The organism is Pseudomonas sp. R2-60-08W (genome assembly GCF_003852335.1).
Classification (GTDB): domain Bacteria; phylum Pseudomonadota; class Gammaproteobacteria; order Pseudomonadales; family Pseudomonadaceae; genus Aquipseudomonas.
On sequence record NZ_CP027731.1, the window covers coordinates 1,218,678 to 1,239,464 of the forward strand.

Annotated in this window: 10 protein-coding genes; 2 read left to right on the forward strand and 8 right to left on the reverse strand. The window is 61.1% G+C overall.

Annotation, left to right across the window (positions count from 1 at the left end; all coding sequences use genetic code 11):
• Window position 1: 1 nt before the first annotated feature.
• On the reverse strand, window positions 2-5,095 hold the full coding sequence (locus C4J90_RS05430; protein WP_124419371.1) for an NEL-type E3 ubiquitin ligase domain-containing protein: 5,094 nt from the start codon (window positions 5,093-5,095) through the stop codon (window positions 2-4).
• A gap of 162 nt (window positions 5,096-5,257) precedes the next feature.
• Window positions 5,258-8,368, reverse strand: coding sequence for a transglycosylase domain-containing protein (locus C4J90_RS05435; RefSeq protein ID WP_124419372.1), 3,111 nt, complete (start codon window positions 8,366-8,368; stop codon window positions 5,258-5,260).
• A 377-nt stretch (window positions 8,369-8,745) separates the two neighbouring features.
• On the opposite strand from C4J90_RS05435, the gene C4J90_RS05440 reads away from it, so the two are divergent.
• Window positions 8,746-10,158 carry an amino acid permease gene (locus C4J90_RS05440; RefSeq protein ID WP_124361474.1) on the forward strand — a complete coding sequence of 471 codons (1,413 nt, stop codon included), beginning with the start codon at window positions 8,746-8,748 and terminating at the stop codon, window positions 10,156-10,158.
• 774 nt (window positions 10,159-10,932) lie between these two features.
• On the opposite strand, the gene C4J90_RS05445 is transcribed toward C4J90_RS05440, so the two are convergent.
• Both C4J90_RS05445 and C4J90_RS05450 read right to left on the reverse strand, forming a co-directional pair.
• Window positions 10,933-12,057 (reverse strand): OpgC family protein, encoded by a 1,125-nt coding sequence (locus C4J90_RS05445; protein ID WP_124419373.1) that lies wholly within the window; start codon window positions 12,055-12,057, stop codon window positions 10,933-10,935.
• 174 nt (window positions 12,058-12,231) lie between these two features.
• Window positions 12,232-13,851 (reverse strand): FMN-binding glutamate synthase family protein, encoded by a 1,620-nt coding sequence (locus tag C4J90_RS05450; RefSeq protein WP_124419374.1) that lies wholly within the window; start codon window positions 13,849-13,851, stop codon window positions 12,232-12,234.
• Window positions 13,852-13,993: 142 nt separating this feature from the next.
• Here C4J90_RS05450 and C4J90_RS05455 point away from each other — a divergent pair, with 142 nt between their 5' ends.
• The gene (locus C4J90_RS05455; protein WP_124361478.1) at window positions 13,994-14,509 is read left to right on the forward strand and encodes a hypothetical protein; all 516 of its coding nucleotides are present in this window, start codon (window positions 13,994-13,996) and stop codon (window positions 14,507-14,509) included.
• Between the two features lie 30 nt (window positions 14,510-14,539).
• Here the strand turns inward: C4J90_RS05455 and C4J90_RS05460 are convergent, their stop codons facing one another.
• From C4J90_RS05460 to C4J90_RS05475, 4 genes are read right to left on the reverse strand one after another with little or no spacing between them, the layout of a single operon-like run.
• On the reverse strand, window positions 14,540-15,919 hold the full coding sequence (locus tag C4J90_RS05460) for an ATP-binding protein (protein ID WP_124419375.1): 1,380 nt from the start codon (window positions 15,917-15,919) through the stop codon (window positions 14,540-14,542).
• Window positions 15,916-17,742, reverse strand: coding sequence for a DAHL domain-containing protein (locus tag C4J90_RS05465; RefSeq protein WP_124413953.1), 1,827 nt, complete (start codon window positions 17,740-17,742; stop codon window positions 15,916-15,918). The genes C4J90_RS05460 and C4J90_RS05465 overlap by 4 nt, the downstream gene beginning before the upstream one ends.
• Entirely contained in the window at window positions 17,739-18,707 is a 969-nt protein-coding gene (locus tag C4J90_RS05470) for a cytochrome-c peroxidase (protein WP_124419376.1), read from the reverse strand. Before C4J90_RS05470 ends, C4J90_RS05465 begins: the two co-directional genes overlap by 4 nt.
• Before the next feature lie 24 nt (window positions 18,708-18,731).
• The gene (locus tag C4J90_RS05475; protein ID WP_124419377.1) at window positions 18,732-20,606 is read right to left on the reverse strand and encodes a bifunctional diguanylate cyclase/phosphodiesterase; all 1,875 of its coding nucleotides are present in this window, start codon (window positions 20,604-20,606) and stop codon (window positions 18,732-18,734) included.
• Window positions 20,607-20,787: the final 181 nt, after the last annotated feature.

Here is a 20,787-nt window from a genome sequence, read left to right on the forward strand (position 1 = left end):
GTTATTCGTACGCATCCAGCAGTGCTTGTCGCGTCAAACGGCGCGCCAACTCGTTGTAGTCATCCTGGATGTCACTGTAAAGCCGTCGCACAGTGGCATCGGAGAAGGGTTCTTCGGCCAGCACCACGGTATGGGGGATCGTCAGTTCATTGGCCAGCGTGATGATCTGTTCGCGCAAACGTGCCTTGCGCTCAGGCGTCACCTCGGCGCCGATCCATTCCGCGTGGGCATCCCGTAAATCCTCCAGTTGGCTGCCGGCGTGTGTGCGTTTCTCGGCTTGAGCCTTGAACGCTTCCAGATGGGCGTCATGCAGGTAGTCGGCCCAGAACGGTTGCTCAAGAATGCCATTGACCAGGCCGTCGCCCTGTGACAGCTCGATAACCTGGCGCACCGCAGTATCCAGATGTTCTTGAGTCAGCCCGGCCGTGTTGCGGTAGACCATGTGTTCGGACAGCCACGGCAGGTCGAGACGGCGTTTGAGCCCGGTTTGGTAGGCGAGGTACACCTGCACATCATCGACCTGGTTTTCACCGCTGCCAAACGCCTGGCCCAATCCGCCCTCGCTTTCTGGCGCGACGCGATGCTGGATTTCCTTGTGGGCGATTTGGTTGATCTGCTCCAGGCGCCAGGTCTGCTTGGCCAGTGTCACCAGGTGGCGTTCGAGGTGAGGGCTGTTGTCATTGCGGATGATTTCCAGCAGGGTTTCCACGCCGATACGGTTGAACGTATGGGCCCCGGCATCTGCGCACAGGGCCGGTGGGCCGGCCAAACTGAATACCCGCTCGCGAAACCCGGTGTTCTCATAGGCACGAAACACCACCTGCCAGATTCGCTGGGAGAGGTCCTCGCGACCTTGTTCAAACAACTGCGCATCGATTTCGGTTTGAAAACCTGCAGGCGGCTGCAACAGTCTGAACACCTCGAACAAACCCTGGGAGCCGTGTTCCGCTTCCACCTCGTCCCACACCTTCTGTGCCGTGTTGCGCTGTTCAGGTGTCAGGCCAACCATCCAGAATTGGCTGTCGGTTTTACCGCCGCGAGGCGTGGTGCGGTAAGGGTCGATCCCCTGGGCCCGGCGATAACTGACGAAGCGTTGTTCATCCTCGAATTCAAGCCTGGTCATATCCAGCCAACTGTTGGCCACAATCCCGGCGGCGGGAGTTTCTGGCGCAAACACGGGGACGGTGTTGATCGCCGTGTTTCTCAGGTCCAGTTTCAGCAGGGCGGGCCTCGGGCTTTCCAGCCCTTGCGGCCATTGAGTGATACCGGCTCTATTGAGTACCAGCAGGCGCAGCTCCGGCATTTGGCTGACATCCGGTGGGGTTTCCAGGCGGGTATTACCTTCCAGATTCAAGGCGCGCAACTGTGGGCATTGTTTAAGCGTGGCGTGGTCGGAGGGCGACCATGCAATAGGGTTGTCACCCAGGTTCAGGACGGTCAGGCCGTTCATGGGCAATATCTGCGACGGCACCTTGTCGAGACGATTGGCCGACAGGTCCAGGTCGCGCAGGTTGTGGAAATTATCGAGAAAGGGTAATTCGCGATCGCCCAGCGCTGAGCCGCTGAGATTCAAGCGGGTGACATGACTGAAGTCTGCTCGCAGTGGTCCCAGGCGTTCCAGGTGAAGACCCAGGGCCAGCCCGTTCAAGTCCAGCAGGGCACCGCGGGTTTTCGCTTCCATCGGTTGCATGCGCAGGTAGGCACCGTCTTCCCAGCAGGCAGTCAACCCATGGATGACCTGGTGCCGAGTGTGTATTTCAAGCAGGGCTTGATCGGTGCTTGCCATAGGGTCTACGAGTGGTTTTTTGCGGAACCTGTTCAGGTCTTCGTGCAGCGTCGCATGGTCAGCTTCAAGTGTGCCGAGCAGTTGCTCGCCTTGCAGAGTGCTCAGGTGGGGCAGCACTTTCTGGATCTGTTCCTCAGTCAAACGTGGGCACAGCTTCATCAGTGTTTCCCGAGGGGTCGGCGGCTGTGGGGGTTGCCTCAGGACCCATCGGCGGAAAGCCCCCCACATGGGTTTTTGCAGTAAGTGTTGTGTGGTGCGCTGCTCAGCCGGGGCTAGCGGGCTGTCCGCTATCACGTTGCGGCGTTCGGCCGGTGGCGCCAGTTGCGCTTTGAGCCATTCCTTGAAGTTCGCGCCTTGACCTGGCCGGTAGTCAAGCGTGTCCGTGGGGACCGCGCGCAACAACGCTTCATAAAAGGTGTACTGCGGCGGCGGGGTGGAAGGCGACGCAGCGTGCAGTTGGTAACGGCCCTGGCCCTTGTACAGGAGTATTTTTTTCGTGCCCGCGTCGGCCGGCCCCACCTGGCAACGCAGGCTGCCGCTGGGCGTCTGATCGTGAATGGCAACGTTCAAGTCGCCCAGGGCATCGGTGTGCAGGCGCACGATATTGAGGGCCATGCGCTCGGTGTCCGGGGTCAGCAAGGCGTCGTGGTAGAGGCCTTCACTGGCATGGCTGGCGCGGACTTCATTGGTCAGTTCCCGGGCCAGGTTTTTCAGGCGCAAGGGGATGCGCCGTTCACGGCTCATCACGCTCGACTCTTGTGGCGAGGTGCGCAGCAGCAACGTGGTCACCAGGTCTTTGGGCAATAGCGCAAACTGCTGTTGAATCAGTCGGCCCTGCGGGGTATTGAGCGCTTCATGGGTGCTGTAAAGGTGGTTGAACACGCTGGTGTTCTGCTGCACCAACTCATTGGCCAGGCGCTCACGCAGCGCCATGACGGGTTCGGGCAGGGTTTGCGCGCCGGGCGCTGCAAGCAAGGCCATCCGCTCGGTGTCGCTCAGGAACGCGATGACCTGTTCGAACCACTGGCCGGCTTCCACAGCCTGATAGCTGAGGCGCAGGGTGTTGGCAGCGGTGACGTCAGTGGCGCCGTAGACGATGGAGTGGCCGGTCAAGTCGCTGTTGATGAACACCTGGATGGCTTTGTTTGCTGGCCAACCCTGGAGTTCGGTGGTGGTTTGCACCGTCCAGTTGGGCGGCAGATCCGCACTGGCCCCGGTGCGAACCTGCTGCGGGGCACTTTCGAGTTGCTGGCGCAGCTTTATCCGTTTGAGGCTGTCGGCCAATAGCGGCGGTGGGGTGTTGCGTTGGGCGTACATCATGCGCAAGGCGTCGTCGTGGGTGCCGCTGGTCTGGCAGGCCTGTGCAAGTTGGGCGGGGCTGAGGTCCTCCACCGCAGGCCCGAGGCGCCGACGCAGCGTCTCGCTGTCCCAGGTGTTGGGGGCCTCGCCTTCATGGATCCACGCGCCACTGGCGTGATGCTCGATGCTGGGTGAATAGGCGCCGGGACGGGTGGGATGCTTGATGCGATGGGTGTGGTGGGTGGCGTCGTATTCGATGACGTAGTGCCGGTTATCCAGCGGCAGGACTTTCTGGTTCTGGTGCGTATGCAGGCCCAGTTCATCGGGCTGAGAGTCGCTCGCCAGCTGCAGGTTGTCGTGGGCGTAACGCGCCAGGTCCGGGTTCCACAGGCGCTGTTGCCCGCCGACTTCAACCGCGCGCAAATTGTCGACGAAGAGCGAGCGTTTGAACGCGCTCGCGACTTCTCCACCGACGGCGAAGAGTGCCAGTTGGATCGTATCGGTGGCGACCGTGACGAGGTGTTCGGCGGCTTCTATAAACTGCCCTTCGGCCAGGTCTACCACGCTTTCGATCACATCGCTGGCCAGTTGGTAGGCGGTGTATGCCAGCATCAGCTCGCCGAGGAACGGCACGAACGGAGTGATGACCAGCAGCGCGACATTGAAAATATCCGAGAGGATTTTTGTGAAGTTGTCCCACCAGGCCCAGCGCTCTGCTCTGTCGGCGTCGGCCGTAGGCACCGCGATGCTGCGTGCGTCGTTGAATATCTTGTTGAAGGATTGCTGGTAGCGGTATTCCCATAGATCGCCCTCAATGGCGGGCGAGGAGAAGTGCAGGTTGGGATTGTCCAGCGGCGCTTCCCGCCATTGAGGGCGCGGCTCCAGTGGCTGCGCCGGGTGCCACCGAACGTTGGGCAGCCGCTGATTGAGTCCGGCAAAGAAATGCCCGCGTTGGTTATGGTCGACAAACTGGCTGAAGAACTGTTGATAGGTTTGCCCCTGGCGAGACGGTATCGACGCATTGGTTTGCAGCTTGCGGGTCAGGTCGAGCATGAACGCAAGGCTGGAGGTGTACTCCTTGACGGGACTCTCGGGGTCATGGGGGATGTAGGCGATCAGTTTCGAGACGCTGGAAACCCGATCCAGGTCAGCGGCGATCAGCAGGATACCGCTCAGTGAAGCATCGAGGATGTGCAGTTGATAGAACCGCATCACGCCACGTTCGCCGCGCAACGCGCGCATCAACACGTGGTAGGCCGCGGCACTCAGGTCCGCGACCTGTTGGCCGTCGGTGGGCAGGTAAGCCAGGTGTGCCGCCGCCTTGAGCGCGGCTTTCTGGCTGGCGATGACCTGGTTTTTCAAGGTGGTGCGTGCGTCCAGATCCGTTGGCAGCAAGTAGTTGTTCAGGTGTTGTTGATAGCGTGCGCCGAGGTCCAGTTCACGGCACAAGGCCTTGAACTGTGGGATGGACATCGTGTCGCTCAACGCCAGGGGCTGGAAGTGGCCACGGTAGTCGGGACGGGTGATATAGCTGGAGTCGCTTTCGAAGGATTCCCCGACGGCAAAGTTCTGCAAGGCCGCGTCGAGCAATGACACCTTACGGCTGGTCACGCCCTTGAAAAAACTGTGGACGTACTTAGGCAGTTTCTTGGCGATATACAGGTGCAGAAACGTTGATTTGACGTTCAGGTCAAGGTGGTACTTGTCCAGAATGGCTTGTTTCAGCAGGGGTTGGGCAAAGGCATACACGTCCTGTATGTCGCGCAGTTGTCGGTCCACGGCATTTTGCGTCCGCCAGCCTTCAGCATTGGCCGTTTGCAGGTCTTGATGCTGTGCGGGGAGGGCGCGGGTGTAAGCGGGCAGTCGAGAAAGGTCGGCGGCGCTCATCTGATGGGCCCGGGCCAGGGAGGCGGTGGCAAGCCAGTCCGGAATTGTCTGTTTGATCAAGTCATAGTGAGGGCCTTTATAGGCACGCGCAGACGTGCTGGAAGGCAGTGAACGTATAGGCATCAAGTTGAACTCGTTAAGTGGCTCGAGTGCCTAGCCTATCCGTCGAAATCAAGAACAAACGTTCAATATATTGCAGCTAAGTTAGGACTGAAGTGTGCGGGTTGTTGTGCGAATGCAGAATTTATATTCTCAGAGTGAGTTTTAACCCTTTAAATCGGTAAGTTATTTTAACTTTGAAAGAGCTTGCTCCCCTGGCTGGCACTGCGTCCGGCTGCCGGGTTGCAAATAAGGGCTGAGCAGCGGCGCCATGCCCTTGAGCACTTGCACCGGCAATGCCGAGGTGAAGGTGAAGCCTTGGGCCGAGGCGCCGGGGACGAATGCGGTCAGCGTGCCGAAATGGCGGTCGCCGATATAGAACACAAAGGTGGCGGTGCGGTTGATCGCCTTGGAGCTGAGTAGGCGCCCGCCGGCACCGATTGCTTCGATGCGGTTGTCGCCGGTGCCGGTCTTGCCGCCCATGGCCAGGGGTGTGCCGTCAGCCAGTTTGAAGCTGCCGGCCACACGTTTTGCGGTACCGGCATCCACCACCTGGGACAACGCCTCGCGCAAGGCGTTGGCGACTTCACTGGGCATGACCCGCTTGCCTCGGTCCGGGTTGTTGACCAAGCGGGTTTCATACGGGGTGCCGGCTGCAAAGTGCAGGCTGTCGATACGCACGGTCGGCTCGCGCACACCGTCATTGAGAATGATCCCGACCAGCTCCGCCAGGGCCGCCGGGCGATCTCCCGAGCTGCCAATGGCGGTGGCCAGGGACGGCACCAGGTGATCGAACGGGTAGCCCACAGCCTGCCAGCGTTGATGAATATCCAGGAATGCTTCGATCTCCAGCATGGTGCGGATGCGACTGTCGCGGGCGCTCTTGTGGCGGCTCTTGAACAGCCAGCCGTAGACTTCCTGGCGTTCGTGCTCACTGGCGGCGACGGCCTGGGTGAAGGTGGCGTCGGGGTGGTTCAGCAGGTAACCGAGCAGCCACAAATCCAGTGGATGGACCTTGGCGATATAGCCTTGGTCCGGCAGGTCGTAGGCGCCGGGACCGTAATCCTTGTAGAGCTTGGCCAGGCGTTCATCGGTGAGTTTTTCCGGGGCCTTGGTGGGCAGGTGCGCGCGCACGAAACGGTTGAAGCTGTCCTGGTTGGCCTGGGGCAGTAGATAACGGTGCACTGCGGCCAGGCGCATGGCGGTGGGGTGCATGCTGTCGAGAAAAGTATCGAGCCGGGCCTGGGTGTCTTTGTTGCGGTAGCGCTTCCAGAAGCGCAGCAGGAAGGTGGTGCCCTCGCGGTCGGCGAATTGCGCCAGGTACTCCTGGCGGCGTGGGTCGCTGTCGTCCTTGAGCAACTCGGCGCTGCTGTTGGGGCCCTGATAGGTGCTGTAGCGCACCAGGTCGCGCATCAGGCGAATGAACGGCAGGTTGATCGACTCACGCAGGGCCTCGCGCAGCGTGGGGTTACGCCCGTTGTCTTCGTTGCGAAAGTTATTGAAGTGATGCAGGCCGCCACCGGTGAAAAAGCGTTCGCCGGGGCTGGCCGAATATTGCCGCTCGAGCGCCGCGTCGAGCATCTTCGGCAGGCTCCGGTCGCGGTTTTGCGCCAGGTAATCCACGGCCCAGCGCGACAGGCGATCCTGCTCGTCGACGCTAATCTTTTTCAGCTCGGCGGGGGGCTGGTCGGCATAACGATCGTGCAGTTCGCTGATGATTTGCAGGTAGGTGGTCAGCACCCGCAGCTTGGCGGTGGAGCCCAGTTCCAGCTTGCTGCTCTCGTTGATATCGAAAGGTTGGTCGGTGTTGTCGGTCTGTACCCGCACCCGTGCGCCATCGGCGGTCATCTCATAGAGCGTGAAGCTGTAGCGCACTTGCGCGGTGCTGGCGGGCGTCAACAGGCGCGGGCCGAGCAAGCCGATTTGCCCGGCGAAGGCGGGGTCGGCCAGGTGCTTGAGGTAGGTGGTGGCTCGGGTTTGCAAGTCATCCTGCAAGGTGCTGGTGGCGGACAGGTCCAGGCGGTCGAGGTCGTACAGCGGGCGATTGAGCAGGGCGGCCAGGCGGCTGCGGGCAACACTGATGCCTTTGTTGGTTTCAATCGGTTGAATCGTCGGCTGTTGCAGCCAATCGCGATAGCTCACCTTGCTGGCCAGGGCGGCCTGTGCCAGGGCCGGGTCGATGACCGCGTTCTGCGCGAGCAGGCGAATGTGGCTGTCGGTCAGGTTCGCCAGTTCGGCGTGGCCCTTGGACAGGTAGTGCGAGGGCCGGCGCTGGGCGATCATCAATGACAACACTTCACGCAGGGCCAGGCCTTTTTGCCCGAGGTTTTGCGCGCTGCTGTCGGCGAGCAGGGCGTTGGTGCGGTTGAAGTCGGCGCCGTACCACACCCGCAACCCTTCGGCCAGGCCATGCACTTCACCGTGACCGGGCACGGCGGACAACGGCACGCTGTTGAGGTAGTCGCGCACGATATTGCGGCGTGCCTGCAAGGTCTGCGGACCATCCTGGTAGGCGCGTACGCTGGCGGAAAACATCTGCCGCAGTTTCTCGCCGCCCGACAGGGTCAGGCCGTCGGGGGAGTGACGGTACTTTTCCAGCTGGGTCGCGAGGGTGCTGCCACCGGCGGTCTGCCCGGGCAAATGCAGGAGCCTGGCCACTTGTGACCAGGCCGCTTTGGCGAAGCGCGGCCAGTCCACCGCCGGGTTGGCTTCGGGCTGAGCCGGGTCGAGCAGGTCGCGGTTCTCGATGAACAGCAGGCTGTTGACCACCACCGGCGGGATCGCGGCGAAGTTTTCGTACAGTTGTTGCGGATAGTTGTATTGGTAGAGCGGCACGGCGCGGCAGTCGGTGATGGACAGCCCGGCCTGGATTTTTTCCGCGTAGGGCACGAACAGGCCCTTGGTGCTGTAGTCCATCAATTCGGCCGAAAAGCGCGCCTGGGTTTCAATCACATAACCGCGTTTGAGCAAGCGTGGCAGGAACGTGCCGAGGTCGCTGTAACCGAGACGCCGGTCGAAGGGCCCGGCGCCGGGATAGGCGATTGCCGGGCTGGGGCCGGGCTCCAACCGATAGGTCAGGTCACGGGCCAGGCGGCTCAGTTCCTGGGCCTGCAGGCGTGAGGTGCGCAGCTCCTTGGCGACGGCAAACCCCAGGGCCGCCAGCGCCATCAACACAATCAACCAGAACAGGCGCCGTGCGTAACGAGGCCTGGGTTTATTTTTGGATAAAGGCGCTGGGTCCGAACTGCCATGTACTTTCGCAGCCTTGCTCGATTCGGTTTGCCACAGTGCGCCCATAGTCGATTGATCCCTTCACGCAGATAGATCGGACTTGCCTGAAGTTTAGTCGCTGATGGCTGGGTGTGAGGGAATTGTGTTTTGAGTGTAGGAATTTTCCGGTGGATCTACAGCGGCGCCTCCGCGACGTTTTGTCGCCCGATGCAGGTCAGATGCTCCTGTAAAATTGCATTTTGACCAACGCTTCCCCTAAATTGCCTCGTTTTTATAGTGAAAGGCCCTACTCCGGGCTTTTTATACTGCACGCCCCGTTGATCTTGCCTGGCAAGACGGGCCCGTCCATGAGGCGGCCCCGGTTTCAACAAGGGCGCAGGCTTACCGGCTTGCACCGTGGAAACTCGACGGACAATCCAATAACAAGATGAGGTTGTATCCCTATGCCAGTCGGCAACCAACTGCCCCATGGCGAGACCGCTTCAGGCGGCCCGCTCAAACGCGAATTGGGTGAACGGCATATTCGCCTGATGGCCCTCGGTGCCTGTATCGGTGTCGGCCTGTTCCTCGGCTCGGCCAAGGCCATCGAAATGGCCGGCCCGGCCATCATGCTGTCCTACATCATCGGTGGCCTGGCCATCCTGGTGATCATGCGTGCCCTCGGCGAGATGGCCGTACACAACCCGGTCGCCGGTTCCTTCAGCCGTTATGCACAGGACTACCTCGGCCCGTTGGCCGGTTTCCTGACCGGCTGGAACTACTGGTTCCTGTGGTTGGTGACCTGCATCGCGGAAATCACCGCCGTGGCGGTGTACATGGGCGTCTGGTTCCCCGACACCCCGCGCTGGATCTGGGCCCTGGCGGCGCTGATCAGCATGGGCACCATCAACCTGATCGCGGTCAAGGCCTTCGGTGAATTCGAATTCTGGTTTGCCCTGATCAAGATCGTCACCATCATTGCCATGGTGATCGGCGGCGTCGGCATCATCGCTTTCGGTTTTGGCAATGACGGCGTGGCGCTGGGCATCTCCAACCTGTGGACCCATGGCGGCTTCATGCCCAACGGCGTGCAAGGCGTATTGATGTCGTTGCAGATGGTGATGTTCGCCTACCTGGGCGTGGAGATGATCGGCCTCACCGCCGGTGAAGCGCGCAACCCGCAGAAGACCATCCCCAGCGCCATCGGCTCGGTGTTCTGGCGCATCCTGCTGTTCTATGTGGGCGCGTTGTTCGTCATCCTGTCGATCTACCCGTGGAATGAAATCGGCACCCAGGGCAGCCCGTTCGTGATGACGTTCGAGCGCCTGGGCATCAAGACCGCAGCGGGCATCATCAACTTCGTGGTGATCACCGCCGCGCTGTCGTCGTGCAACGGCGGCATCTTCAGCACCGGGCGCATGCTCTACAGCCTGGCGCAGAACGGCCAGGCGCCCGCGACGTTCGGCACCACCTCAAGCAATGGCGTGCCACGTAAGGCGCTGCTGCTGTCGATCTTTGCCTTGCTGCTGGGCGTGTTGCTCAACTACTTGGTGCCGGACCAGGTGTTCGTGTGGGTCACCTCCATCGCAACCTTCGGCGCGATCTGGACCTGGCTGATGATCCTGCTGGCCCAGCTCAAATTCCGCAAAGGCCTGAGCCCGGCCGAGCAGGCGGGCCTCAAGTACCGCATGTGGCTGTACCCGGTCAGCTCCTACCTGGCGCTGGCGTTCCTGGTGCTGGTGGTGGGCCTGATGGCTTACTTCCCGGACACCCGCGTGGCGCTGTATGTCGGGCCTGCGTTTCTGGTGTTGTTGACGGTGTTGTTCTACGTGTTCAAGTTGCAGCCGACCAATGGGGCGGTGCGTTCTGTAGCCTGAGGGCTTGCCTGGGATGGTGGTGTGTCAGTCACACCGCCATCGGGGGCAAGCCCCCTCCCACATTTAGACCTGCAGCGACAACGCGATTCGTGCTGGTCCTGATTGGGCGTAGCATTGTCCTGATCGAATAAACGCCGCAAAACCCATGTGGGAGGGGGCTTGCCCCCGATGGCCATAGGTATCTACACAACTGTGTAGCAGCAGCCTACGCTAACCACGATGCGAAGCGAGCCGCTCTTGATCTTGCTCTTGATCTAGGCGCCCCGTTAAACCACGCTGGCCGGAATTCGACAGTGATTTGGGGGGTAAACCGGCAGGGATGCCGGTTTAGCCGCCCCGCGCCATGGATGGCGCGTGGCGGCGGCCCCCCAAATCACTGTCGGATTACGGGCACACCGAGCCTAGGCGAGGTGCCGAGTGGTGGGGCAAGAGCGTTTTGCTTACTTTTGCGCTTTTCAAAAGTGAGACGCCGTAAGGGCGGAACCCTAAGCCGCCGTTACCGCAGCAACGGATATGTACTCGCTCTGATCCAACATCCTGGTCGTCTGTCAGGCCGCCATCGGGGGCAAGCCCCCTCCCACATTTAGACCTGCAGCGACAACGCGATTTGTGCTGGTCCTGGTTGGGCGCATAGCATTGTCCTGATCGAATAAACGCCGCAAAACCAATGTGGGAGGGGGCTTGCCCCCGATGGCAGTATGTCAGCCAGCTAACATGCAGCTGATACACCGCCATCGGGAGCAAGCCCCCTCCTACATGTCAATCAGCCGGGCACTAACCAGGCGCGGCGACAGCGGCTCTGCGCTGGTCCAATTGCTTGTTGAATTCCAGCCACGCGGCAAACAGCATCATCACTGCGGCCCCCACCAGCGCGGTGAATATCCGCATGGCAATGGTGTCACCGGTCAGGGCGTTGGCCATGTCCGCCAACGGCGCCAACACCACACCCAGGCAAAAGACTTCCAGGGAGTAGCGCCCCATCCGCGCCAGTTGCCGGGCCAACCTGTGTTGCGTCCAGCCGACACCGGGGAGCAATTTGGCGGTGACATAGGCCAGGGCCAAAAAGTGCAGCAAGCGCACCGGTGACAGGTCGGTCTTGCTGATGGGGTACAGCCATTCGCCGATCAGGCTTGGCATCCAGGCGTCGTGCACCTCGGGCCAGCGCCACGACAGGGTGATCACGCAGCTCGTCAGCACATAAGCCGCCGCCGCCAGGAACAATGGTTGGCGCAGCACAGGCCGCGGGTCAGCCGGGCGTGCTGAACGCAAGGCCGCCGCGCCACCGAGGATAAACAGGCACTGCCAGGTCACCGGGTTGAAGTACCAGACCCCGCCGTTGCTGGCCGGCAGGTTCCAGCCCTGCCAGGGCGCCAGCAGGTACACCGCCACAGAAACGGCCACCGCGATCCTCGGCACACGCAACAGCAACGGCAGCGTGAGGGGCAGGCTCAGAATCAGCACGATATACAACGGCAAAGGGTCGGTCAGGTTGGGCTTGAACCGCAGCAGCAATTCATCGACCAGGGCCTGCTGGGTATTGTTGAGGAAATACTCCAGGCCCATCTCTTGCACCAGGTCGCGGGTTTCGATATGGCTGTTGGCGAATATCACGATGCCCATCAACAGCGCCAGCAGGAAAATATGCACCACGTAGAGCGTCCACACCCGGCGCAGGATCTTTAAACAGGCGATGAAATAACCATCACGCTGCAGGATCTTGCCGTACGCCAGTACCGCCGCGTAGCCGGCCAGGAATACGAAGATTTCGGCGGCGTCACTGAACCCGATGTTCTGCACGGTGACATGGGCCAGGGGATTGTGGGGAACGTGATCCCAGAAAATGAAGATCAACGCCAGGCCCCGAAAAAAATCGATGCGTGGGTCGCGTCCGTTCAGCATGGCAGCGGGCTCTTGAACAAGTTGTTGAGTGAAGAGTGGCGAGCGCGCGCGTTGTCGTACGCCGCACGCCGGGCGGGCGCAGGTTGGCGGTATTTGTAAGCAATTGCAAAGGCTGGGTATTACCGAATGTCTCAATGGCCTGCCCGAAGGCCGGGCAGGCTTCAACCGTGTGAATCAGGCGGCGGCTACTTCATGCGGTTCAAAACTGTCCGCCCGCGCCATCTGCCACATACGGGAATAGAACTCGCCATTCACCTCGCCGGTGAGCAGCTCGCCCGGTTTGAGGAACACATGCAACTGCGAGAACAGCTTGATCTCGGTCGCCGACATGCGTCGCACCAAGTGCTTGGCCGACAACTGCGACGGATGTTCCAGCCCGGCGGCGGCGAGCATTTCCGCCAGGGCGTGGAGGGTATTGCGGTGGAAGTTGAACACGCGCTGGGCCTTGTCCGGCACCACCAGCGCACGTTGGCGCAGTGGGTCCTGAGTAGCGACGCCGGTCGGGCATTTATTGGTGTGACAGCTCTGCGACTGAATGCAGCCGATGGCGAACATAAAGCCGCGCGCCGAGTTGGCCCAGTCGGCGCCGATGGCGAGCACACTGGCGATGTCGAAGGCACTGACGATCTTGCCGCTGGCGCCGAGCTTGATCTTGTCGCGCAGGTTCAGGCCCACCAGGGTGTTGTGCACGAACAGCAGGCCTTCGCGCAGCGGCACGCCGATGTGGTCGGTGAACTCCACCGGTGCCGCGCCCGTGCCACCTTCCTTGCCGTCGACCACGATAAAGTCCGGAAGGATGCCGGTTTCGAGCATGGCTTTGGCGATGCCCATGAACTCCCAGGGGTGGCCCAGGCAGAACTTGAACCCCACCGGTTTACCGCCGGACAACTCGCGCAGTTGGGCGATGAACTGCATCAGTTCGATCGGCGTAGAAAATGCGCTGTGGCGTGACGGCGAGATGCAGTCCTCACCCATCATGATGCCGCGGGTGTCGGCGATTTCCCGGGTGACTTTATGTTTGGGCAGGATCCCGCCATGACCGGGTTTGGCGCCCTGGCTCATCTTGATCTCGATCATGCGCACTTGCGGGTCCTGTGCTTGGGTGGCAAAGCGTTCCGGGTCAAAGCGGCCGTCACTGGTACGGCAGCCGAAGTAACCGCTACCCAGCTCCCAAGTGAGGTCGCCGCCGTTTTCGCGGTGGTAGGGGCTGATGCTGCCTTCGCCGGTGTCGTGGGCGAAGTTGCCGAGTTTGGCGCCCTGGTTCAGCGCGCGAATGGCGTTGGCGCTCAGTGAGCCGAAACTCATCGCCGAAATATTGAACACCGACGCCGAGTACGGCTGTGTGCACTGCGGGCCGCCGACCATCACGCGGAACGCGCTAGGGTCGCTCAACGGCGCGGGCCGCATGGAGTGGCCGATGAATTCAAAGCCCGACTGATAGACGTCGATCAAGGTACCGAAGGGCTTGTCGGCGGTTTCGTTCTTGGCGCGCGAATACACCAGCGAACGTTGGGCCCTGGAGAAGGGCAGGGCATCGCTGTCGGATTCGAGCAGGTACTGGCGGATTTCCGGGCGGATGGCTTCCACCAGGTAACGGATATTGCCCAGGATCGGGTAGTTGCGGCGCACGGCGTGGGGGCTTTGCAGCAGGTCGAAAATGCCGATCAAACTGAGCAGGCCGGTGACTATGGTGATGGGCCACAGCCATTCATGTTCGATAAAGGGCAGGCTGGTCAGGGTGAATATGACGCATGCGGCAAAGAACGCGTAACGGCTTAGTAACGACAGGCTCATACGGTTTTCCTTGGTTCGGACTCTTGAGGTCGATCCGCCATTCTGCGCCTGTACTGAAACAGGGAACAAGGATCGAAGGCCCTGGGGCGGTATTTGCACAGGCGCGGGCCATGGAACCGTTCGGCGAAAGGCGGCCACTATTGTGCAGGACGCCCTTTCTCTCATGCATTTGGAGTCATCGCTCATGTCGAACATATCTGCCGCTTTCGGCCCTTCCATTATTCATCAGGGCGCGTCCGCCGCGATCGACCGTGAGCAGCGGATGCAATCCGCTCAGCATCAGCACACTTCCCACGCGTTGCGCGACGGCACCCCACCGGGAAAATTCCAGCGGTTTGCCGCTGACGCGGCCAAGAGCCTGTGGTTTATCCCAGGCATGAGCAACGTGCTGCAGGGAATTGCAAAGGCTAAGCCAGGCCTTGATGGCGCCATCAGCGGGGCGCTGGACGGGTTTCGTAAAACCCGCGAAGACGGTTTTGACAAGGCGCTTCTCGGCGCGGTTACCGGAGACTACAAGGCGATGGCGGAGGGTTACGTTGGCGCGGTGGTAAAGAACGAAGCCACGCCTGAGTCCGTCAAAAAAGGGCTGCGCGAAGGTTCAGGCTTGTTAGACCTGGCCGCGACGCTGCGCCAGCAAAAAATAGCGCTGCAGGCTTGATGGGTCACTGGCCGTACCCGGCGGCGGGCCCTACGCCGCCGTCTGCCGAATCGGCAGCACCACCCGAAACGTCGTGCCCTTGCCCAGCTCGCTGCTGACCGAGATATGCCCCCGGTGTTTCTTGACGATGCCGTAGGATAATGACAGCCCCAACCCGGTGCCTTCGCCCACCGGCTTGGTGGTGAAGAACGGGTCGAAAATCTTCTGCACGGTGTCGGGAGCAATGCCGCAGCCGTTGTCCGCCACTTCCAACCAGATGGTGTCGCCGTCCACGCCGTTGCTGATGGTGATGGTGCCGCGCTCTGGCCCCATGGCCTGGGCGGCGTTGATCACCAGGTTCATCACCACTTGGTTGAGCTGCGAGGCCAGGCATTCGATGTCCGGCAGGGGCGTGTAGTGCTTGACCACATCGGCCTTGTACTTGAGTTCGCTGGCGACGATGTTCAGCGTCGAATCGATGCCCTGTTGCAGGTTGGCGAACTGCCAGGTCTGGTCGTTATCCACCCGCGAGAAGTTCTTCAGGTCCTTGACGATCTGTACCACGCGGCCAATGCCGTCCTTGGACTCGCGGATCAGCACCGGAATGTCTTCCTTGAGAAACTCCAGTTCCAGTTCTGTGCGCAACGCCTTGAGCCGGTCACGCTGATCCTGCGCCGGGATCAGCGCTTCGCTGTGTTGATATGCCTCCAGCATCTGTTGCAGCTGGTTGAAGTAGCTGTCGAGGGTGCTGAGGTTGGATGAGATAAAGCCCACCGGGTTGTTGATCTCATGGGCGACGCCGGCCGCGAGTTGCCCCAGTGAGGCCAGCTTCTCCGATTGCACCAGCTGGCTTTCCAGGTGCTTGCGTTCGTTGATTTCCAACTGCAACGCCTGGGTGCGTTGTTCCACCAGCTGTTCCAGATGCTGGGTTTGCAGGGACGCGCGCCGGGCCATGTCCCATTTATTGGCCAGGGTGTTGGCCATTTGCTGGACTTCGATGTTGTCGAACGGCTTCTTCAGGATCAGCAAGCGGTCATAGGCGTTCAGGCGCGACAACAGGTCATCCCAGGAATAATCTGAGTACGCGGTGCATACCACCACTTGCAGGTCGGGTGCGACCTTCCACAGTTGCTCGATGGTCTTCGCGCCGTCCCAGCCTTGGGGCATGCGCATGTCAACGAAGGCCAGCGCGTAAGGGCGTTGTTCGGCCATGGCGGTGGTCAGCAAGGCCAGGCCTTCTTCGCCGCCATAGGCGCAGTGCAGCTCGAACGCCTGGGCTTGCGGCGTGGCGGTGTCGCCAAACAGCGCCGACTCCATCTCGTCCAGCGCCAGGTTGGATTCTGCGCTCGGCATCAGGATCTTGCGGAAATCCTCATGGATGGACGGGGTGTCATCGATCAGCAGGATGCGCCGGTTGGGAGGCTGGTTCATGCGGTACTTCCGACAAGGGTCAAGGGAATCGTCAAGGTAAACACCGCGCCAAGGCCCGGTCCGTCGCTGTGAGCCGTGAGCTGGCCGTGCATTTCCACGGCGGCCAGGGCACAGCTGTGCAGGCCGAAGCCGTGGCCTTCCTTACGGGTGGTAAAGCCGTGGGTGAAGATCCGCGTCATGTTTTCGACCGGTATGCCTTCGCCATCGTCCTTCACACTGATTTTAAGGGTCTGGTCACCTACCTGTTCGACCCTCAGGGTGATTTGCCGTGGTCGCTCGGAAAGACCGGTCATGGCGTACTTGGCGTTGCTGATCAGGTTGACCATGATCAGCAGCAACCGATGTTTGTCCCCCAGAATCTGCGGCACCGGCGCGTATTCCTTGACCACCGTGACGTGGTGACGCGTCAACGCGCCGGCGTTCATGCGCAAGGCATCGTCCATCAAGCCACCAATGTCCACCGGCTCCAGCAGTGTGGAGGCGCCGGCATAGGATTGCTGGGTCGAGACGATGTCCTTGATGTGGTCGACGCTTTTGCTCAGCTGCGCCAGCTCATCGCTCATGCCTTGCTGCTCGATGGCAATCGCGTCCACCAGTTGGTTCAGGTAGCCCGGCAGCAATTTGCCTTTTTCATCCTCGGTGAGAAAGCTGCCCAGGTCGCCCTGATGCGCGTTGATCAGTTGCATGGCCTTGCCCAGGCCCAAGGCCTTGCTGCTGCGCAGTTTGCGGCTGACCAGGTCGGCGGAAATATTCACGCTGTTGAGCACGTTGCCGACGTTGTGCAGCACGTTGGTGGCGATCTCTGCCATGCCTGCCTGGCGGGCGCTGTCGAGCAGCTCGCTCTGGGCGTCCTTGAGTTGTTGCGTGCGCCGTTCCACCCGTTGTTCCAAGGTTTCGTTGGCCGATTGCAAGGCGCGGTTGACGCGGTTGATCTCGGCGAAACTGCGCAGCAGGCGCACGGCCAGGTAGAGCAGCAGCACCACCAGCAACGTCGAGAACACCAGCAGGTAGCGGTGGTATTGATGTTCGATGAGATCGGCGGCCTGCTGGTCCTGATCGAGGTGGGTGGTCAGCGCGTCGAGGTGCTCGGCCACGGGCACGGCAGCAATCCGTTCGAGCAGGCTGTTGACCACAGGCTGTTCGCGCAGGATCAGCGAAATATGATTGCTGAGGATATCCACCGGCGCCTGGAACTCGACGGGCAGGCTCTGTTTGTTGATCGCCAGTTTGCCCAGGCCCACCAGGATATCGGCGGCGCGCTCGTCGCTGGTGACCTGGGCGAACTCCAGGCTGCTGAGCAGCAGGTCGTAGGTGTCGGTGGCCACGCTTTGCATTTGCAGGCGGCCTTCGTCGTCAATGCTGTTGAATTGGGCCTGGATGTCATCTTCGGCGGTCGGCAGAAACGCCAGCGAATTACGCAACACCGCGTTGTGGGATTTGAACTGGTCCACCAGCCGGGCTTTGTCCTGGATGGCCGCCTGATAGGCCGCCTGGCTGGCTTGCCAACCCGGCAGGTCGGCAGCGCTGTGGTAGGCGCCGCGGCTCGCAAGTTCAGCGCCGATCCGGGTCATTTCCGTCAGGGGCATGACCAGCGGGTCGTAGTTATGGGTCAGCGCGATCCGCGCCTTGAGCACTTCGCTGTCCCACTGGGCATTGAGCTGCTGGAGCTGGCGGATCAGGTCGCGCGACAGGGTATAAGTGGCCGTCTGGTCGCGGGAAGACTTGAGGTACAAAAACACCAGCGTGGAGGCCAGAAACAGAGTCATCAGGCCAAGCAACACCTGGCTGGCGCGGCGGCGATACAGGCGTGACAAGCGTCTCATAGGGGCTTGCCCGCCCAGTTACCGGTCAGGGTCTTGAGAAATTGAATAATCAGGTCCTTGTCTTCCTGGGTCGGGTTACGCCCCAGTTGGTACTTGAACATCACATCGACTGCTTCTTCCAGGGTCTTGGCCGAAGCGTCGTGAAAATACGGCGCGGTGACGGCGACATTGCGCAGGCTGGGCACCTTGAACACATAGCGGTCCTCTTCGTCCTTTGTCAGCAGGTAGCGCCCCAGGTCCGTCTCCTGCGGGTTGCCGCGTGCCTGGAAGTAATCGCCCATCACTCCGAATTTCTGGAACATATTGCCGCCGATGTTCACGCCTTGGTGGCAGGCGATGCAGCCGTACTCCTTGAAGCGCTGGTAGCCGTACTTTTCCTGGGTGGTCAGTATCGCGGTGTTGCCCTGCAGATACTGATCGAAGCGCGAGTCGGGCGTGAGCAGCGTGCGCTCATAGGTAGCCAGTGCGTTTTGCACGTTGGCGGCGCTGAGGCCATCGGGGTAAGACTGGGCGAAGGCGCGTTGGTAGACGGGCAGGGCCGCCAGGTTCTGCACCACGGTGTTCCAGTCGCTGCCCATTTCCACGGGGCTGGTGACCACCTGATCAACCTGTGCTTCCAGCGTGTCTACCCGACCATTCCAGAACTGCTTGAAATTCAGGCTGGCGTTGAACACCGAAGGCGTGTTGAGCACCACAGGTTTACCGTCAACGCCGATCGAGAACGGCTTGTTGTCGGCGCCGCCGGACTCCAGGCGGTGGCAGCTGGCGCAGGACAGCGTGTTATTCGCCGACAGACGCGGCTCGTTGAACAACTGGCGGCCCAGCTCAACCTTGGCCGGGTCCAGCGCCGGTATCGCCGGCATGGGCTTGAGCGCCTCGTTCAGCGGTGCGGCGGCCAGCGGTGCGCCGCTGCCCAGGCACAACGCGAGAATGAAGCCGGTACGGACAGTTGAAACATGGCTCAAGCGAGCACTCCTTGCGGCCTGGGGCTATTGATCGGGCATCAGTGTCGCGCTACCCACCTGCAGCAACTGGACGAAATCCTTCGGCGCCAACGCTTTGCTGAAGAGAAAACCCTGGCCCTCCTCACAGCGCTGGGCTTTGAGGAAATTCAGCTGGTCGAGGGTTTCCACGCCTTCGGCAATGATGTCCAGTTTCAGGCTTTTACCCATGCCGATGATAGCGCTGATCAGTTGTTCGTCCTGACTATTAATGCTCAGGCCGCGCACGAAGGATTGGTCGATCTTCAGCACATCGATGGGAAAGCGCCGCAGGTAGCTGAGGCTGGAGTAGCCCGTGCCGAAATCATCCAGGGCCAGGCGCACCCCCAGCGCCTTGATCCTTTGCAGGATCGCCACGGTTTCGTCGACGTTCTGCATCAGCACGCTTTCGGTAATTTCCAGCTCCAGCAGGGCGGGCGGCAGGCCGGTTTGTTCGAGGATGGCAGCCAGGTTGTCGACGAAGTTGCGTTGGCGAAAGTCGATCGCCGAAATATTCACCGACATGCGCAGCGGCGCCAGGCCCATGTGCCGCCAGGCTTGGGCTTGTGCGCAGGCCTGGCGCAGTACCCACTGGGTCAGGCGCACGATCAGGCCGCTGTCTTCGGCGATCGGAATGAACTCGGCCGGGCTGATCCAGCCGGACCTCGGATGAAACCAGCGTGTCAGCGCCTCCGCGCCGACGATCCGCCCGGACTCCAGTTCCAGCTTGGGTTGGTAGTGCAGCACCAACTCATCGCGCTCAAGCGCCTGGCGCAGCGCGCTCTCCAGGTTTTGCTGGTGCCGGGCGCGCAGGTTCATGTCTTCGGTATAAAAACTGAAGTCGTTCGGGCCGTGCTCCTTGCTGGTGTGCATGGCAGTTTCAGCCTGCTTGATCAACCCCACCGCGTCGGCGCTGTCGTTGGGGTAAACGCTGATCCCAAGGCTCGCGGTCACGCTCAGGTCCTGCCCGGCGACGTGCCGCGTCGCGCTGATGGCATTCAGCACTTTTTGCGCAATGTGCTGGGTTTGCTGGGGGTGCTGGATATCGTTGAGCAGGATCACGAACTCATCGGCGCCGTAGCGAAACACCGAATCCGACGCACGTACCGTTGCCACCAGGTTCTGGCTGACCTGCTCGAGCACTTCATCGCCCACCGGGTAGCCCAGGGCATTATTGATGCGCTTGAAGCGGTCGAGCCCGATAAACATCACCGCCAGTTGCGTGTCATGTCGCCGGCCCAGGGCGATGGCCTGGGTCAGCCGGTCGCCCAGCAACGTACTGTTGGGCAGCCCGGTGAGGGCGTCGTATTGCAACAGGTGCGAGACCTTGAGCAGTTCCTGCACGCGTTCTTCGATGGTGCGCTCCAGGCTGATCACCTTGAGCGCCGCGTCCTGGGCCAGTTGCCATTTCCACGTCAGGGCGCTGGCCATCTGGCGGATTTCCAGGTGATCGAACGGCTTTTTCAGGATCAGCAACTGATCGTTGTACTTCAAGCGCGCTTCAATCGCCTCGAAGGAGTAATCGGAATAGGCCGTGCACAGGGCAATTTGCAGGTTGGGGTCGACATCCCACAGCTGTTCGATGGTTTGCAGCCCGTCCCAACCGGGGGGCATGCGCATGTCGATAAACACCAGCGCATAGGGCGCCTGGGCCTGCAGGGCTTTGTTCACCAGCGCCAGCGCTTCCTGGCCCTGGTAGGCGGAGTCCAACTCAAATGCCTGGCGTACCGGCGCGGCGGTGCCGAAAAGGGCCGACTCCAAGGTGTCCAGCGAGGGCTCGCCGTGCTCGTCGGCGCAGAGGATCTTGCGAAAATCCTGGTGGATCGAAGCCGTGTCATCGACGATCAGGATGCGACGGTTGGCCCGCCCTGATTCCGGGGTCATGGTGCCCTGCGCCTGTGCAGAAGACTCGACGGCATAACGATTCCTTCCCTGGTTTTACAAGCAAAGGGGTGTGAACATGCAGTGACAGCATAGCTGAGCTCCCTTGATATCGACGGCCAGTTGGCGTCAAATCAACAGCATTTTCGCGCTGCTGGCCTGGATCGGCACGGCGCACCGGTTC

Coding starts and splice junctions, on each gene's coding strand:
- C4J90_RS05430 (WP_124419371.1), bottom strand. CDS start 5,095: ATGCCTATACGTTCACTGCCTTCCAGCACGTCTGCGCGTGCCTATAAA.
- C4J90_RS05435 (WP_124419372.1), bottom strand. CDS start 8,368: ATGGGCGCACTGTGGCAAACCGAATCGAGCAAGGCTGCGAAAGTACAT.
- C4J90_RS05440 (WP_124361474.1), top strand. CDS start 8,746: ATGCCAGTCGGCAACCAACTGCCCCATGGCGAGACCGCTTCAGGCGGC.
- C4J90_RS05445 (WP_124419373.1), bottom strand. CDS start 12,057: ATGCTGAACGGACGCGACCCACGCATCGATTTTTTTCGGGGCCTGGCG.
- C4J90_RS05450 (WP_124419374.1), bottom strand. CDS start 13,851: ATGAGCCTGTCGTTACTAAGCCGTTACGCGTTCTTTGCCGCATGCGTC.
- C4J90_RS05460 (WP_124419375.1), bottom strand. CDS start 15,919: ATGAACCAGCCTCCCAACCGGCGCATCCTGCTGATCGATGACACCCCG.
- C4J90_RS05465 (WP_124413953.1), bottom strand. CDS start 17,742: ATGAGACGCTTGTCACGCCTGTATCGCCGCCGCGCCAGCCAGGTGTTG.
- C4J90_RS05475 (WP_124419377.1), bottom strand. CDS start 20,606: ATGACCCCGGAATCAGGGCGGGCCAACCGTCGCATCCTGATCGTCGAT.